Annotated in this window: 14 protein-coding genes; 7 read left to right on the forward strand and 7 right to left on the reverse strand. The window is 71.2% G+C overall.

Annotated elements, in window-relative coordinates; genetic code table 11:
* Nucleotides 1-123: 123 nt before the first annotated feature.
* Together OG194_RS40940 and xylB are read right to left on the reverse strand one after the other, a co-directional pair.
* A complete protein-coding gene (locus OG194_RS40940; RefSeq protein ID WP_327405768.1) occupies nt 124-1,380 on the reverse strand; it encodes an ROK family transcriptional regulator in 1,257 nt (418 codons plus the stop codon).
* 28 nt (nt 1,381-1,408) lie between these two features.
* A complete protein-coding gene (xylB, locus tag OG194_RS40945; protein ID WP_327405769.1) occupies nt 1,409-2,854 on the reverse strand; it encodes a xylulokinase in 1,446 nt (481 codons plus the stop codon).
* 184 nt (nt 2,855-3,038) lie between these two features.
* Here xylB and xylA point away from each other — a divergent pair, with 184 nt between their 5' ends.
* Together xylA and OG194_RS40955 are read left to right on the forward strand one after the other, a co-directional pair.
* On the forward strand, nt 3,039-4,205 hold the full coding sequence (gene xylA / locus OG194_RS40950; protein ID WP_327405770.1) for a xylose isomerase: 1,167 nt from the start codon (nt 3,039-3,041) through the stop codon (nt 4,203-4,205).
* Between the two features lie 350 nt (nt 4,206-4,555).
* Complete coding sequence (locus OG194_RS40955) at nt 4,556-4,807, forward strand: hypothetical protein (RefSeq protein WP_327405771.1); 252 nt, start codon at nt 4,556-4,558, stop codon at nt 4,805-4,807.
* A 23-nt stretch (nt 4,808-4,830) separates the two neighbouring features.
* Here the strand turns inward: OG194_RS40955 and OG194_RS40960 are convergent, their stop codons facing one another.
* Nucleotides 4,831-6,177 carry an esterase-like activity of phytase family protein gene (locus tag OG194_RS40960; RefSeq protein WP_327405772.1) on the reverse strand — a complete coding sequence of 449 codons (1,347 nt, stop codon included), beginning with the start codon at nt 6,175-6,177 and terminating at the stop codon, nt 4,831-4,833.
* Between the two features lie 438 nt (nt 6,178-6,615).
* Entirely contained in the window at nt 6,616-8,040 is a 1,425-nt protein-coding gene (gene rox / locus OG194_RS40965; RefSeq protein WP_327407371.1) for a rifampin monooxygenase, read from the reverse strand.
* A 375-nt stretch (nt 8,041-8,415) separates the two neighbouring features.
* Between rox and OG194_RS40970 the strand changes: the two genes are divergently transcribed.
* Nucleotides 8,416-9,480 (forward strand): fatty acid desaturase family protein, encoded by a 1,065-nt coding sequence (locus OG194_RS40970; protein WP_327405773.1) that lies wholly within the window; start codon nt 8,416-8,418, stop codon nt 9,478-9,480.
* Between the two features lie 133 nt (nt 9,481-9,613).
* Nucleotides 9,614-9,796, forward strand: a complete 183-nt coding sequence (locus tag OG194_RS40975; protein WP_043668661.1) for a hypothetical protein — start codon at nt 9,614-9,616, stop codon at nt 9,794-9,796.
* Nucleotides 9,797-9,998: 202 nt separating this feature from the next.
* Here the strand turns inward: OG194_RS40975 and OG194_RS40980 are convergent, their stop codons facing one another.
* From OG194_RS40980 to OG194_RS40990, 3 genes are all read right to left on the reverse strand, one after another.
* Nucleotides 9,999-10,967, reverse strand: coding sequence for a hypothetical protein (locus OG194_RS40980; protein WP_327405774.1), 969 nt, complete (start codon nt 10,965-10,967; stop codon nt 9,999-10,001).
* A 135-nt stretch (nt 10,968-11,102) separates the two neighbouring features.
* Nucleotides 11,103-11,399 carry a hypothetical protein gene (locus tag OG194_RS40985; RefSeq protein ID WP_327405775.1) on the reverse strand — a complete coding sequence of 99 codons (297 nt, stop codon included), beginning with the start codon at nt 11,397-11,399 and terminating at the stop codon, nt 11,103-11,105.
* A 299-nt stretch (nt 11,400-11,698) separates the two neighbouring features.
* Nucleotides 11,699-12,307, reverse strand: a complete 609-nt coding sequence (locus OG194_RS40990; RefSeq protein ID WP_327405776.1) for a class I SAM-dependent methyltransferase — start codon at nt 12,305-12,307, stop codon at nt 11,699-11,701.
* 143 nt (nt 12,308-12,450) lie between these two features.
* On the opposite strand from OG194_RS40990, the gene OG194_RS40995 reads away from it, so the two are divergent.
* Genes OG194_RS40995 through OG194_RS41005 form a run of 3 tightly spaced genes read left to right on the forward strand, consistent with a single transcriptional unit; the run spans nt 12,451 to nt 16,233 of the window.
* The gene (locus tag OG194_RS40995) at nt 12,451-13,224 is read left to right on the forward strand and encodes an MHYT domain-containing protein (RefSeq protein ID WP_327405777.1); all 774 of its coding nucleotides are present in this window, start codon (nt 12,451-12,453) and stop codon (nt 13,222-13,224) included.
* A gap of 49 nt (nt 13,225-13,273) precedes the next feature.
* Nucleotides 13,274-15,799, forward strand: a complete 2,526-nt coding sequence (locus tag OG194_RS41000) for a sensor histidine kinase (protein ID WP_327405778.1) — start codon at nt 13,274-13,276, stop codon at nt 15,797-15,799.
* Nucleotides 15,796-16,233, forward strand: a complete 438-nt coding sequence (locus OG194_RS41005; RefSeq protein ID WP_019062684.1) for a roadblock/LC7 domain-containing protein — start codon at nt 15,796-15,798, stop codon at nt 16,231-16,233. The genes OG194_RS41000 and OG194_RS41005 overlap by 4 nt, the downstream gene beginning before the upstream one ends.
* Nucleotides 16,234-16,246 lie beyond the last annotated feature (13 nt).

The following is a 16,246-nucleotide window of genomic DNA, read 5'->3' on the forward strand; positions in this document are numbered from 1 at the left end:
TGCGCCTCGCGTGAATCACGGTACGGCGGTTGCGGGTTGGGCAGTAGGGCGTGGCCGGCTTCCGTGGACGACGGCGGAGCTGTGGATAACTCGATCACTCGGACGGGTGAACCCGGCCGTGTTTCAGGCCTGTTCGGCCACGTTGTCCCCAGCTCGTCCGGCCACGATTCTCCCAGTCCGTTCGGCCACCGCCGCCGGATCGTCGAGGACGGCCCGCACCACCGAGTGCGCGGCTCCCAGCAGCGGACCCTCGGGCCCCAGCCGCGACACCGACACCGGACAGGCGGGCCCCGCCGTGCGCCGCGCCAACTCCGCCTCCAGCGAGGGCAGTAGCCAGGGCGCGAGACCGGACAGCGCGCCGCCCAGCACCACCAACTGCGGATCGAGCAGGTTGACCGCGCCGGTCAGTGCGATGCCGAGCGCAGTACCTGCGTCGTGCAGGGCACGTCGTACCGCCTCGTCGCCGTCTGCGGCGCGGGTCGCGAGCAGACCGACCCGGTCCGCGCCGGGCTCCAGCCCTGCGGCACGCAGCACCGCCTCCTCGCCCGCGTACTGTTCGAGGCATCCCCGCCCGCCGCACGCGCACTCCGGCCCGTCCGGACGCACCGGGACATGCCCCAACTCGCCCGCGAATCCTCGGGTTCCGCGCAGCAGCCCCCCGTCCACCACGACCGCGGCGCCGATGCCGATCTCGGCCGACACATGCAGGAAGTCGCGCGGAGTGGTCTCGCCCAGCCAGAGTTCGGCGAGCCCGCCGAAGTTCGCCTCGTTGTCCACCGTGGGCGGGAGTTCGGCGGGCAGCAGGGCGCCGACATCCGTGTCGTGCCAGTCGAGGTTCGGGGCGCGGACGACCGTACGGCCGTCGCGTGCGACCAGGCCGGGCACGGCGACCGCGAGTCCGGCCGGCCACAGGCCCTCCGCGTCCGCCTCGGCGACGATCTGCCGTACCAGGGCGGTGAGTTCGGCGAGTACCGGTTCGGGGGAGCGGCCGCGGTTCACGCCGTGCCGTACGGCACGCGCGCGTATCTCGCCGCGCAGATCGACCGCGCAGACCGCGAGATGGTCGACGCCGATCTCCGCGCCGATCCCGGCCGGGCCGCGTCCGCTGACGGCGAGCGCCGATCCGGGCCGGCCCACCCGGCCGGGCCGCTCGGGGCCCAGCTCTTCGAGGAGCCCCGACCGGATCAGCTCGTCCACCAGCGTCGACACCGCCGCACGGGTCAGCCCGATGCGCGAGGCCACGGCAGCACGCGACAGCGGACCCTCGGCGCTCACCGTGTGCATCACGCGCGCGAGGTTGCGCCGGCGCATGCCCTGCTGGGTATCGGGCAGGGCACGCCCGGACCCCGCGGGGTGCGCCTCGTGCAGCGGTGCGCTCATGCCTCCGTCAGTCCTCGGTCGGTGTGCGTCAACGGGCGTCCGGCCCCCGTTCGAGCAGCGGAGCCGCGTCGGAGAGTACCCCGGAGATCCTGGCCAGCGTCGCCTCGTCGCGCTCCACGGCGTCCAGCACCGGCCCGTCCGCCGTGTTCCAACGCCGGGCCACCGCGGCCGGGTCCTCGCCGGTCAGCAGCCCCGCGGCCTGCGCGGCGGCACCGAGCGCGACCAGTTCCTTCGCCTCGGGCACCTGGACCGGCCGCCCCGACAGCCGCCGTACGGTCTCCTGCCAGGCCGTGCCCCGGGCGCCCCCGCCGATCAGCAGCAACGGCGTGGTGCGGTCCGCGTCCTCGTCGAGGACCAGGTCGAGCGCGCCCAGCAGGGCGTGCACGGCGCCGTCGTAGGCGGCCTGGAGGAGTTGGCCGCCGGTGGTGTCGTGGCGCAGGCCGTGTAGCAGGCCCGAGGCGTTGGGCAGGTTCGGGGTGCGCTCGCCGTCCAGGTAGGGCAGCAGCGTGACCGAAGTGCCGGGTTCTACGGCTTCCCGGTCCAGGCCCAGCAGTGCCGCGACCCGGTCCACGGCGAGCGTGCAGTTCAGGGTGCAGGCCAGGGGCAGCCAGTCGCCGTGCGCGTCGGCGAAGCCCGCGACTGTGCCGGACGGGTCGGCGGGGCGGTGCTTCGACACCGCGTACACGGTGCCCGACGTGCCGAGGCTGAGCACGGGGACCCCGGGGCGCAGCCCGAGGCCCAGTGCGGCGGCCGCGTTGTCGCCGGTGCCCGGCGCGACCAACGTGCCCTTGGAGAACGGCAGATCGTGGCAGTCGCGCACCGTCCCCGCCACCTCGCCCGGCCGCACCACCCGGGGCAGCAGCGCCGGGTCGAGCCCCACATGCCGAAGGATCTCCTCGTCGTACGACTCGGTCCCCGACGCCCACCAGCCCGTGCCGGAGGCGTCGCCCCGGTCGGTGGTGCCCTGCCCGGTGAGCCGCTCGGTGAGGTAGTCGTGAGGGAGGCGTACGGCCGCCGTGGCGCGCACCGCCTCCGGCTCGTGCTCGGCGAGCCAGGCCCACTTCGTGACCGTGAAGGAGGCGCCGGGCACACTGCCGGTGCGCTCCGCCCAGGCCTTCGGACCGCCCAGTTCCTCGATCAGGCGGCGGGCCTGCGGCGCGGAGCGCACGTCGTTCCACAGCAGCGCCGGGCGCACCGGCTCGCCCTGGGCGTCCAGGGTGACCAGGCCGTGCTGCTGGCCGCCGATCGACACGGCCGCCGCCTCGTGGGCCGCGTCCCCGCACTGGCGCAGGGCCTCGCACAGGGCGTCCCACCACTGGCGGGGGTCGCTCTCGCGGCCCGCCCCCGAGGTGACGGTGTGCGGCGCCTGGCCACTCGCGACGATCCGTCCGGTGGACACATCGACGACCAGTGCCTTCGTGGACTGGGTGGACGTGTCCACGCCGACGACGAGCGGACCCTCGGCTGCTGACATCGGGTTCTCCCTTTTTCCGCGGCTCTGCGGGCTCTGAGCTGGTGTTTTCAAGGCTTTCCGGGGTGCGGTGACCCGTACCCCACTCCTTCAGGGACACCTTGTCCCTTCCCAGAGCTGCGTGTGCATACTAATTTGTAAACCGCCATGACGAAATAGTCGCAGCGAAGCAACAAGGAGCCGCGTCATGAACTACCAGCCCACCCCCGAGGACAGGTTCACCTTCGGCCTTTGGACCGTCGGCTGGCAGGGAAGGGACCCGTTCGGCGACGCCACCCGCCGTGCCCTCGACCCGGTCGAGACGGTGCAGCGCCTGTCCGAGCTCGGCGCCCACGGTGTGACCTTCCACGACGACGACCTGATCCCCTTCGGGTCCTCGGACACCGAGCGCGAGTCGCACATCAAGCGCTTCCGTGAGGCCCTCGACGCGACCGGCATGAAGGTGCCGATGGCGACCACGAACCTCTTCACACACCCGGTCTTCAAGGACGGCGCGTTCACCGCCAACGACCGCGACGTGCGCCGCTACGCGCTGCGCAAGACGATCCGCAACATCGACCTCGCGGTCGAACTGGGCGCCGAGACCTACGTCGCCTGGGGCGGCCGCGAGGGCGCCGAGTCCGGCGCCGCCAAGGACGTACGCGTCGCCCTCGACCGCATGAAGGAGGCCTTCGACCTCCTCGGCGAGTACGTCACCGACCAGGGCTACAGCATCAAGTTCGCCATCGAGCCCAAGCCGAACGAGCCCCGCGGCGACATCCTCCTCCCCACCGTCGGCCACGCCCTGGCGTTCATCGAGCGCCTGGAGCGCCCGGAGCTCTACGGCGTCAACCCCGAGGTCGGCCACGAGCAGATGGCCGGGCTCAACTTCCCGCACGGCATCGCCCAGGCCCTGTGGGCGGGCAAGCTCTTCCACATCGACCTCAACGGCCAGTCCGGCATCAAGTACGACCAGGACCTGCGCTTCGGCAACGGCGACCTGCGCGCCGCCTTCTGGCTGGTCGACCTCCTGGAGAGCGCCGGTTACGCCGGCCCGAAGCACTTCGACTTCAAGCCGCCGCGTACCGAGGACCTCGACGGCGTGTGGGCGTCCGCGGCCGGCTGCATGCGCAATTACCTGATCCTCAAGGAGCGTTCGGCCGCGTTCCGCGGCGACCCGGTGGTCCAGGAGGCGCTGCGCGCCTCGCGTCTGGACGAGCTGGCGCAGCAGACCGCGGCGGACGGCCTCAAGTCGCTGCTCGCGGACCGCTCGGCGTTCGAGGACTTCGACATCGAGGCGGCCGCCCAGCGCGGGATGGCCTTCGAGCAGCTCGACCAGCTCGCTCTGGACCACCTCCTGGGAGCACGCGGCTGACCGCACGCACGCGTGCGTCACTCACGAGCCCGTTGCTGTCCGTGAGTTGCCGATCGTGACCGACCCCCGCGCGGAATGCTCCGGAATCATGCGATCCATGGCATGAGCCCGTATCAACCACCGCGCGGGGGTCGCGCCATGACCTCTGCGAGGCGACTCTTGGCGGTATGGCCATGCCGCCCGTACCGCCTCGACCGCCCGGGCCTCCGGGCGCCGCCCCGCCTCCGGGAGGCGGCTTCGGACCGCCACCTCCTGGAGACTTCGGACACCCGCCGGGAGGGGACTACGGGGACGGGGATCATGGGCCGCCTCCTCGCAGGCGCCCCCGGCCGCTGTTCATCCTGCTCGCCGTGGTCGTGGCCGCCGGAGCCGTCACCGCCATCGTGCTGATGGCTCGCGGGGGACATGACTCACCGGACAAGAAGACGCCGGCGGAGAGCAGTTCGAGCACGAGCCGCAGCCCGTCCCTCACTCTCCCGACAAAGCTCCCGACCAGCCTGCCGACGAAGCTCCCGACCGCGCTTCCGTCGAACCTCCCCTCGGAACTGCCGAGCGAGGTTCCCAGCGACATCGAATCCCTGCTCCCGTCCCTGTTCGGCTAGCCGCCTCAGGAGCCGACGGACGCTCAGATGCCGTGCGGCAGCTTCAGGTACACCACGGTCGTCTCGATACCGCTGTCGACCAACCGCCCCTGCGCGTCGAACGCGCCCGCGCCGTCTGTCATCCCGAAGTCGTTGTCATTCACAAGGGCGAGCGTGTCGTGATCCACGCGCGCGATGCCCTCGATCTTCTGCGGCACCCCGGCGACGGTCCCCAGGTCGACGACCAGCTTCTTGGCCAGCACCGGGACACCCGCGGCGGTCGGGTCGTCGAGCTGCTCCAGCGACGGGGACGTCGTGTCGTCGCCGTAGCGACCACCAAGGATGTTCGACTTGCGCCCCAGCTGGACCAGTTGGAGCCGGGCCGCCTTGTCGGTGCGCTCCTCGACCAGCAGTCGGTCGTCGCCCACGGCGACCACCGAGGAGATCTTGAGCTCGGAGGTGTCGTCCTCACTGGGGTCGACCACGTTCACCGGGTCGAAGCGGTACGCGTACTCCGCCGTGACCGCCTTCTTCTTCGTGGAGAAGCGCAGCAGACGGGTGTTGAGCGACGCGTCCCCGGCGTCCCCGTCCGGCAGCGACAGCGGGCTCTGCAGGGCCATCACCAGGTCGCCGCCGGGCAGTTGGGCGAGCCCCTCGAAGCCGCGGTTGATCTTCCGGTGCAGCAGGACGGCCGGCAGCGCCTCCACCACCGGGTAGTCGGCCCCGGCCAGGTGCAGCCCCTTGGGCACGTACCGGGTGAGCACCTTCCCGCGCGCGGAGACATGCACCAGGGAGGGCCCGTACTCGTCGACGAGCCAAAAGGAGCCGTCCCCGGCCCGCACGATGCCCTCCGTGTCCAGCCCGTTCGGGTTGTACGACAGCGCCGTCTGCGCGTCGTAGGAGTACGGCGCCTCGTCGCGTCCCTGCTGGTTCGACAGCCCGGTGACCGCCTTCCCGGAGGACGTGGTGATCGGGTGGGCGTCCAGGACCTTCACCGTGTCCCCGGAGACACGGATCTTCACGATCGCCGGGTCGAAACCGGGCACGGGGAATGTTCGGCGCTTCGTCCCGCCGACCTTGATCTGGCCGTTGGGCCCGCGGTCGGTGATCGTCCAGTACTCGCCCTTGCGGCCGGCCGGATAGATGTCGCTGCCGATACCGCCGAGGTCCACTCCCCGGTCGTTGTCCACCGTCCCGGGCAGCAGCGCGTTGCTGAACGTGCCGAGCGGGATGTCGCCCAGCGTCGCCGTCCGCGTGACATGGGCGGCCCCGGCCTTCGCGGGGGCTCCTGCGGCCGTACCGGCGGCCACGAGGGCGACCACCACGGCGAGCGGAATACCCGCCGCGACGGGACGACGGGCGCGGGGTCGGACGAGGTCGTGCGGGGACATCGGGCCTCCTGAGGACAAGTTGGCTGACAGCGGCCAGAGTTGGCGCTCATGAGGAACGATGCTCGACGGTGAGGTGAATCCGGGGTGTCCGCCGCTTGTCGGGCGAGCGCGGCATCTGGGAGGGGGCGGCCATGTGATTCGATCGCGTCCCGTGGCGCTGTCGACTGCACAGGCCCGGGGACAGGTCCCTACCCTTCCGCCCGGTCGCCGAGGGCGAGTTCGAGGCCTGGGCCCGTGACCGGGTTGACCGCCGCCGAACTCGGCACGGCCTTCCTCGGCGGTACCACGCTCGCGTCCCTCCCCGCGGCCGGCCTCGTCGAGGAACTGCGAGCCGGAGCCCTGGCCCGAGCGACGGCGGCGTTCCGCGCGGACCGGGAGCCGTTCTACCAGGGGGCTGGGCGTTCCCGGCCTACTGGTCACAAGGGTTCGGGAGAGCATCTACTGGGGCGCGCCGAACCACTTGGGCAGTCGGCTGAACAGGTCCTCCTGGTCGTCGCCGACCCACGCCACGTGGCCGTCCGGCCGCAGAAGCACCGCGGGTGCGTCCAATTCCTCGCTGACGTCGACTACGTAGTCGACGCGATCCGCCCAACCCGTGACCGAGAGTCGGCCGGTCTGGTCGAGCAGGAGGCCTCGGCCGGCGCGCATCAACTCGTAGAGGCGCTCTTGCTTCAGCTTCATGTCCCGCAGTCGTCGGCCGAGCAGTTCGTGGCCCTCGCCGAAGTCGTAGCGGATCCCGACCGCGGTGATCATCTCGGTCACGTACCGGTTCACCTCCTCGAAGTCCATCAGCGTCGAGAACAGCTCCCGTAGTGCGGTCGGACCGGGATCGGTCCCCAGGAGCGTGATCTGCGCGCGCGTGTTGGCGATGACTCGGGCGCCTACAGGGTGTCGTTCGGTGTGATAGCTGTCCAACAACCCTTCCGGCGCCCAGCTGTTGACCTCGGCAGCCAGCTTCCAGCCGAGGTTGAACGCGTCCTGCACACCCAGGTTGAGCCCCTGCCCGCCGGTCGGCGGATGGATGTGCGCCGCGTCGCCGGCCAGCAGGACCCGGTCGACCCGGTAGCGCTCGGCCTGCCGGGTCGCGTCGCCGAAGCGGGACAGCCAGCGTGGCGAGTGCACGCCGAAGTCGGAGCCCGCGACGGCCCGTAGCCGCTGCTTGAAGTCATCGAGGGTCGGCGCGGTCGCACGGTCCTCGGCAACGCCGTCGGCGGGCACGACGACGCGGTACACGCCGTTCTCGCCGGGGCTGACGCCGAACCGCAGTTGGGTCTTGCGGACCTCCTCGACGGCGGCGGCGATGGTCGCCGGATCCTCCGCCACCTCCATCTCGCCCAGCAGCGTCTCGACCGTCGCTGGCTCGCCGGGGAAACCGACGCCGAGCACCTTGCGTACCGTGCTGCGGCCGCCGTCGCATCCGACGACGTAGCGCGAGCGCAGCTGCGAGCCGTCCGACAGCTCGACGGTCACCCCGTCCTCGGCCTGACTCAACCCGATCACCTCGCAGCCGCGTCGGATCTCGGTGCCGAGTTCGACGGCGCGCTCTTCGAGCAGCCGCTCGGTGACCGGCTGCGGGGTGGCGACGCCGTACGGGTGGGCCGTGTCCGACCGGTCCGGCCACGGTTTGACGATGCCTCCGAAGAGACCGCCCGCCTGGAACTTCTCACTGACCGCGAGGAACCGGTCGAGGAGGCCGCGCTGGTCCATGATCTCGACACTGCGCGCGTGCAGACCCTGCCCGCGGGACTCCCCGGTCTGCTCGGTCAACTTCTCCAGCACGACCACGTGCACGCCGTGCAGCCGCAACTCGCAGGCCAGCATCAAGCCGGTCGGTCCGCCGCCGACCACGATCACGTCAATCATCAGAACGCCCATCCAAGGAGATTCGTTTCCGGTCGGCCGCTCCGTGGAACTGCGCTTCGCGATCTTTCGTTTCCGCAGGTCCCGGCCTCGGTCGGCCATTTTGCGGGACGACCCGGGCCTTGCCGCAAGCCCCCGGCTGCGCTATACCTTGGGTGTGGCAAGGAGTGGACGAACTCCTTGCCATCGCCTTTTTCCGGGTACCTCTCCGCAGGCTCGATCCCTGGGGACCGACTCGGCGAGGGTGTCGTCAACCCCCCTGTGAGGACCCGGCTGACCCCCGTACGGACACGGGGGGTTCCGCCATGGTCGCGACCGGTCACCGATTCGTACGTTTGCTCAGGTCAGCCCGTTGCCTGAGAGAGCCGGAGATCGGACATGTCCCAGACCACCGCAGTCATCGGCGCGCAGGATCCGGGGGATGCCGTCGTGGCGCCCCCAGGAAGCGAGTTCGCGCCCCTCCTGCGCACGGTCAAGGGAAGAGGACTGCTGGAGCGGCGATATGCCTGGTACGCGCGCTGCATCGCCGCCAACACCCTCGCGCTGGGCGGAATCGTCACCGGCATCGTCCTGATCGGCGACTCCTGGCTGACGCTGCTCCTGGCCCCGCTGCTGGCTGTGTTCGGCGCCCGCACGGCCTTCATAGGCCATGACGCGGGCCACTCCCAGATCGCCGGCGGCAAGGCCGTCAACCGGATCATCGGCCTGATCCACGGCAATCTGCTGCTGGGGATGAGTTACTCCTGGTGGAACGACAAGCACAACCGTCACCATGCCAACCCCAATCACATCGACAAGGATCCGGACGTCGTCGCCGACGTCCTCGTCTTCACCGGCGAGCAGGCCAAGGACCGTTCAGGGTTCCGGCGGTGGCTCACCCGCAACCAGGCATGGCTGTTCTTCCCGCTCACGCTGCTCGAAGGCGTCGCCCTCAAGGTCCACGGTTTCCAGGATCTGCGGCGCCAGCCCCGTCGCGAGCGGATCGTCGAAGGCGCTCTTCTGGTGAGCCATGTCGTGGCCTACGCGACGCTGCTGCTCATCTCGATGTCCCCGGGGAAGGCACTCGCGTTCGCCGCACTGCACCAGGCCCTGTTCGGCCTGCACCTTGGCCTGGCCTTCGCGCCCAACCACAAGGGCATGGAGATGCCGGACCCGAACGGGGAACGGTGGGGCCACCTCCGCCGCCAGGTCCTCACCTCGCGGAACATCCGGGGTGGCGTCCTGACCGACTGGTTCCTCGGCAGCCTCAACTACCAGATCGAACACCACCTCTTCCCGAGCATGCCACGCCCCGATCTGCGGCTCGCACAACCCCTGGTGCGCGCCCACTGTCAGGATGTGGGTATCCCCTACGTGGAGACGGGGCTCGTCGACTCCTACCGGCAGGCCCTGCGCCACCTCCACGAGGTGGGGGAGCCGCTGCGCATGGAGTGGACGGAGTGACGGAACGACCGACGGCCCGGATACCAGTAGGGGAAGCGCCTCAGGGATGTCTCAGGGTCGCGATCCGGAACTGTGCGGAGCGCGGACCCGTTTTCAGATCAGAGAGCGGCTGCGGCCGCGGAGGAGGCGACATATGTCGAAGAACGCGAAGATCGCCGTAGGAGGTGTGGCGGTCGGACTGATCCTGTTGATCTGGCTGCCCTGGTGGGTCTCATTCCTGATCGTCGTGGGAGTGCCGACGGCCGCATACCTCACGCTGGACCCCTCGCAGCGGCGTCGGCTGCGCCGCGTGGCAGGCAAGGAGATCGGCCGCTGACCCACGGATGCCCGGCTGCGATCCCGGGTGGCCTACGGGAGCAGATCACAGCACAGCGCCGTCCGCGGGACTGCCGGTAGCAGCCCTGCGGACGGTGCGCTGCCGAACACCGTCCACGAACCGGGCTCTCCTCGTCGACCCGGTCGATCGAGCGTGACCCGGACGTGCGGGCCTTCGGACGCCCAGATCCGCGCCCAAGGGCTCAACTCGGCCGCACGGCAAGCTTGTCGAGTGCCTCCAAGAGACCGGGAAGCTCGGGTCCCCGGCCGACCGGCAGTACCTCGCCGGGCTCGTCGTCGAGGAGGACGAACGCTATGTCGTCGGTTCGGGCGACCAGCGACCAGCCGGGGCCGTCGGCGCGCAGCGTGCGTGCGTCGCCCGGTGCGAAGGACGATCTGACGCGGCCGAGGGGCGGCGGGGAGTCGACGTACGCGCGGACCTCCGTCAGCACCCGACGGACCCCGCTGTGGCCCGCCTGAGGGCCTTCCCCGGTGTCGCCCGCAGAGGCGCCGTCCGCCGCGTTGTCGTCCGCCGGAGTCCCATCCGCCTCCGACGCGGCGCCGGGGGTGGCAGCTTCGCGGATGGCGTCCGAGGCGGCCTTGCCCGTCGTCGACGCGTCGCCCGCCCCGTGCTGGGCCTCCTGCGCCTCCTGAACCTCCTGGGCCGAGAAGGTCGAGTCGTCGATCTGCTCGCGCCACAAGGCCCATTGCAGCGCGATCTCGTCGGCACCGAGCCGTCGTTGTGCCGGACCCCAGGTGGTGGTGTCCGGCGGAGTCAGCGGTGGCCGGTCCACGAGGTCGGGGTCCGGATCGTGCGGCGCGGGCACGTTGGGAGCCGCGACGGCGACCGCGAGCGGCCAGCCCGGCAGGGCGGCGACCACCGTGCGCTCGCTCGGCGACAGGTCGTACTCCATGCCGCAGTCCCAGGACGCGATGGCGACCGCGACCAGTGACACGTCGTCGATGACGACCGTCCACCGCGACCCGTCGCCGTCCTGGCCGAGAACCAGGCCGTACCCGTCGGCGAGCGGCGCCATACCGAGCGCAGCACAGGCCTCCGGGTAGTCGTCGCCCAGCACACTCGGGAACTTCGCCGGCGTCAGCAGCACCGCCGTGAGCACATAGAGCGCATCGTCCTCGGCGGCGACGGCCTCTTCATCCGTGTCGGCCATCCCAGCCTCCCCATCATTCGTCCAACCGCGCGCACCCTAGTGTGCGCGGAAGGCGCTTGTCACGACTCCCAAGTACACCCGGAGCTGCAGTTTTCCGGCTGGACAGGGCGAAATGACCTCCGGTGACCCGAACTGTCAGGCCGCGGGGAGCCCAAGAAGCGCACGAGCCACCGTCCTTGGCGACTCGTCACGCTCCCTGGCGAGCGCGACGACGGCCCGGCATGCCAGCTCGCTCACCCCGAAGGACAGCGCCTCCGGCGACACCCAGCCCGCGGCCTCGTCGATCCGGTCCTGATCGTCCTCCGCGCGGGCCGAGACGTACACGGCGGCGGCCTCGAAGAGATTGTGCGGGCGCCGTTGTGGGCTGCTGCTCGGTTCCGCGCGCGTGGAGGTGAGAAATCTGGCGAAGGTCTTACGGGGCCTGTCGAACATGCTGACCACCTTCCCCCTGCGTGGTTCTCTGTCGCTGACCGTTCATCTACTGCTGCCCAACGTAGAGTTGGAGTCGCGGCGACAGAAGAGGAACGGTGCGGTGAAGCGCACGCATCGAGCACTCCGCGCGGGGGCGGGTCAGCCGTCGAGAGAGTCCAACGGGGCGCTCAGCCAGGTCAGTTCGGTGTGGCTCGTGGCCCGGGCGATCGTGAGGATGCCGCGCCGGCGCAGTGTCATGTTCGACAACCCGGAAGCCTTCACGGCGCCGGTCGCGGGAAACGTGTGACCCGCGCGCGGGCTCAGCTCTCGCGCAACGCCAGTGCCAGGAAGCGGACGTCCTCGTCGGCGTACGACGTCATGCGCCACCCCGAACCGGCCAGGAGCGGGCGGAGATTGGGCTCCGCGCGCAGGTCGTCCGGTGTGATCTGCCGTCCCTGACGCGCCGCGAGCGCCGCCCGGCCGATCGGATGGAACAGGGCCAGCGTGCCGCCGGGGCGCACCACACGCGCCAACTCCCGCAGATTCTTTTCGGGTTGGGGCAGATGGGCGATGAGGCCCGCCGCGAACACGGCGTCGAGCGATTCCGACCGCAGCGGCAGCGCGGCGACGTCGGCGAGCAGCAGGTGCCCGTCGCGGCCCCGTCCGGCCCGTACGCCGGCCTCCAGCATGGCCGGGGTCAGGTCGGCCCCGAGCACCACTCCGGACCGGCCCACGGCCCCACGGAGCGGCGGCAGCGCACGCCCGGTCCCGCAGCCCGCGTCCAGCACCCGGTCTCCCGCGCGCAGTCCGAGTTCGGCGACCGCGGCGGCGTAGGCGGGGCCGTCGTCCGGAAAGCGGCTGTCCCAGTCGGCGGCGCGCGCCCCGAAGAACTCCTGGACGTGTGTGTGGTCGTCGCTCATGTTCCGCATGATCCCTCACCGACACGGATGACGCTTCGGTGCACATGTTCGAGCGTGACGCGGTCGTTCAGGTACCTCTCTGCGTCACATTGCAACACCTTTCGAAATGCGCCCCCTTTGTGCACCCGTGCCCCTACTAGCGTCCCCTGGTCATGGGACACCTGGACCACGCCACCTTCGGCTGGCTGACCCCCGTGCTGTCATACGTGATGGCCTGCATGGGCTCCGCACTCGGGCTGCGCTGCACCGTCCGCGCGCTCGGCGCGACCGGCCGGTCGCGCCGCAACTGGCTCATCACCGCGGCCTCAGCACTCGGCACCGGCATCTGGACCATGCACTTCGTGGCCATGCTCGGCTTCGGCGTCAGCGGCACAGACATCCGTTACGACGTCCCCCTGACCGTGCTCAGCCTCCTCGTCGCCATGGTCGTCGTCTGCGCGGGCGTCTTCGCGGTCGGCTACGGCCGCGACCGGGGCCGCGCGCTCGTCCTCGGCGGCCTCACCACCGGACTGGGCGTCGCGAGCATGCACTACCTGGGCATGGCGGCGATGCGGTTGCACGGAGACGTGAGCTACGACCCGATGCTCGTCGGGCTCTCCGTGCTCATCGCCGTGGTCGCGGCGACCGCGGCCCTGTGGGCGGCCCTCAACATCAAGTCGCCCGTGGCGGTCACCGCCGCCTCCCTCGTCATGGGAGCGGCCGTCAGCAGCATGCACTACACCGGCATGTTCGCGGTGCGCGTGCACGTCACGCCCTCCGGAGCGGTCCTTCCCGGCGCCACGGCGATGCAGTTCATCTTCCCCCTCGCCGTGGGCCTCGGGTCCTACCTGTTCCTGACCTCGGCGTTCGTCGCGCTGTCGCCGACCACGGGAGAACGCGAGGCCACCGCCTCGGCCCAGCGGCCGGTCGAGGGCGTCGCCCGCTAGCCCGGCCCGCGCAGCACGCCCTTGAGAACCACTTCCGAGCGAGGAGGCCATGCGTACCCCCCGTAGGACCCCGAGAGCCGGCGCCGAGACGCCGCCCGTGCGCGGTCGTCGCGCGCACGCCGGACCACCCGCCGACGAACTCTTCGACGACCCTCTGGACGCCCCGTCGGAGGACATACCCCCGCGCGCGGGACGATGGCGGATGCGTCCGCGCACCGTGCGGGCCAAGATCGTCTGCCTCTTGATGGTGCCGGTCGTCTCCCTGCTCGCACTGTGGGCGTACGCCACCGTCAGTACCGCCCAGGACGTCTCCCGGCTACGGCAGTTGCAGCGCGTGGACTCCGCGGTGCGCAGCCCCGTCGCGGACGCCGTGGCGGCGCTGCAGGCCGAGCGGTCGGCCGCCGTGCGCTACGCGACCGACCCCGACGCCGAGCGGAGCGGGGACCTGAAGAAGCTGGCGGTGAGCACGGACCGGTCGGTCGCCAGGTTGCGGCTCGGCGACGACAACACCGTCGCCGACGGCGAGGAACTGCCCGCCGGGGTCGCCCGCCGCCTGAAGACCTTCGTCACCGGAGCCGAACAACTGCGCTCACTGCGGGCCGACGTGCTCGCCCACCGCGCCGGATGGGACGAGACCTACGGGCAGTACACGAAGACCATCGCGACGGCCTTCGCCGTGGGCGGGGCGCTCACCGGGATCCAGGACGCCGACCTCGGGTCCGACGCGCGCGTGCTCCTCGAATTCTCCCGGGCCGGGGAATCGCTGTCCCAGGAGGACGCGATGCTCGCCGGCGCCCGTCTCGACGGCAGGCTTGACGGGGAGCGGCTGAGGCTGTTCACGGGCGCCGTCGACACACGACGTACGCTCACCGACTCCGCCGTGGAGGATCTGCGCGGCTCCGAACGCGCCGCCTGGCAGCACCTCGCCGACACCAGCGACTACGCCGCGGTCGGCACCGTCGAGGACAAGGTCCTTGCCGCAAACTCTGGGACCAGGGCGATCGCCGCGGCTCCGGAGACCACCTGGAACAACGCGCACGCACGCGTGCAGGACGGCATGCGCACCATCGAGTCGGACGCGGGCAGCGGGGTCGCCGACCGCGCCGATCCCTTCACCCGCGGACTGCTCACCTCCGCCGGTGCCGCGGTCCTGCTCGGACTCGCCGCCGTCATCGCGTCGCTCGTCATCTCGGTGCGCATCGGACGCGGCCTCGTCGTCGAACTCGTGAGTCTGCGCAACGACGCCCTGGGGATCGCCCGCCACAAGCTCCCCGAGGCCATGCGGAGACTGCGCGCGGGGGAGGAGATCGACATCAGGGCGGAGGCCCCGCCCGGTTCACCCGGGGAGGACGAGGTCGGACAGGTCGTGGAGGCCCTGAGCACCGTGCACCGCGCCGCTCTGCGCGCCGCGGTCGAACGCGCCGAACTCGCCAGCGGCATCTCCGGGGTCTTCGTCAACCTCGCCCGCCGCAGCCAGGTCCTGGTACACCGTCAACTCAGCCTGCTGGACAGCATGGAGCGCCGCTCCGAGGATCCGAACGAACTGAGCGACCTCTTCCGCCTCGACCACCTCACCACCCGTATGCGACGGCATGCCGAGAGCCTGATCATCCTCTCCGGAGCGGCACCCGGCCGAGCCTGGCGCATGCCGGTCTCGCTGACCAACGTCGTCCGCGCGGCCGTCTCCGAGGTCGAGGACTACGCGCGCGTGGAGGTACGCCAACTCCCCGAGGCGGCCGTCGTCGGCGCCGCCGTCGCCGACCTCACGCACCTGCTCGCCGAGATCGTGGAGAACGCGGCCCAGTTCTCGCCGCCGCACACACGCGTGCGGGTCACCGGCGAACCCGTCGGCAACGGCTACGTCGTGGAGGTCGAGGACCGGGGCCTGGGCATGGGCACGGAGTCCCTGGGCGACGCCAACCGTCGCATCGAACAGTCCGAGGCCCTCGACCTCTTCGACAGCGACCGGCTCGGCCTCTTCGTGGTCAGCAGGCTCGCCGCCCGCCACGGCATCAAGGTGCACCTGCGGACCTCGCCCTACGGCGGAACGACGGCGGTCGTCCTGCTGCCTACGGCGCTGCTGCACGGCGGCGCGGCGGAACGTGCCCCGCGCGCGGCGGTCGAGGACGGGGAGCGGGCCGTGGAACGCGAGTACGCGCGCGTACCCACCGCGCCCCAGCACCAGGAGTCCGTCCCGGCCTCGGCCGACCGGCCCGCCCTGGCGGTCTCCGCACGGGCCGCCGCGGAGTCGGCGAACGACACCCCGCCCCCCGGAGTCACCACCTTGCGACTGCACCGTCCCCCCGAGGACGCCGAAGGGACCGACGAGAACGACGACCTCCCACGCCGCGTACGTCAGGCGCACCTCGCCCCCCAGCTCCGCGAACAGCCCACAGCGGAACGGGAACAGGCACCGGTCGCCCCACGCGACGAGCACCGCACCCCGGAGGTCGTACGGGACCGGATGTCGGCCTACCGCGAGGGCTGGACGCGCGGCGGCGGCAGACAACCGGGCCGCGGTGCCACCCCAGGCCCCGCGACGGGCAGCGACAGCAGCGAAGGAGACCCCGCGTGATCCAGGACCCGAGCATGAGGGCCGCCCAGCGGTCCGGCGAACTCGACTGGCTGCTGGACGACTTGGTGCTGCGCGTGAGCGAGGTACGGCATGTCGTGGTGCTGTCCAACGACGGCCTCGCCGTCGGCGCGTCGACCGACCTCAAGCGCGAGGACGCCGAACACCTCGCCGCGGTCGCCTCCGGATTCCACAGCCTGGCCAAGGGCGCGGGGCGGCACTTCGGAGCCGGCGGAGTGCGGCAGACCATGGTGGAGATGGACGACGGCTTCCTCTTCGTGGCCGCGGCCGGGGACGGTTCCTGCCTCGCCGTCCTCACCGCCGTCACGGCCGACATAGGCCTGGTGGCGTACGAGATGGCGCGGCTGGTCAAGCGCGTAGGCGAGCACCTGTACACGCCGCCGCGCGTCGGCGCGCGACCGCCCGCAGCCGGATGAGGCGAGAGGGCGA

It is taken from the genome of Streptomyces sp. NBC_01288 (assembly GCF_035982055.1).
Classification (GTDB): domain Bacteria; phylum Actinomycetota; class Actinomycetes; order Streptomycetales; family Streptomycetaceae; genus Streptomyces.